General features: G+C 59.9%; 1 pseudogene. It reads left to right on the forward strand.

The features are described 5' to 3' along the window. Positions 1-206: 206 nt before the first annotated feature. A pseudogene (locus tag ACQ4LH_RS21970) lies at positions 207-337 on the forward strand (AraC family transcriptional regulator); the annotation flags it as partial.

Genomic DNA, 337 nt, shown 5'->3' on the forward strand with positions numbered 1-337 from the left:
ACCTACAGGTTTTCCAGAGCATGCACAGCTCGCCCAACACCCGACTGAACAGAAGAGAAGAGGTGGAAGAAGGGAAGGACGAACAGACAAATCTCAGAGCCCACGAGAGGNTTAAATGCCCCGCCACCCCCAAATCCACTCGTTCGTGGGGCGCGTCCGACGGGGTCAAGTGTGTAAAAAACACGGCCCTACAGGTTTYCCAGAGCATGCACAGCWCGCCCAACACCCGCCTGCACCGCAGCGCCGAGCTGGGCGATGGGCTGGCGGCTGCCGTGTGGAGCAACCGCCATGATGCCCGCGACTACGAAGCCCCCAGTCATCACCTGTCTCTTATACA

This window comes from Pseudomonas peli, from assembly GCF_050563605.1.
In the GTDB taxonomy this organism is placed as follows: Bacteria; Pseudomonadota; Gammaproteobacteria; order Pseudomonadales; family Pseudomonadaceae; genus Aquipseudomonas; species Aquipseudomonas peli_A.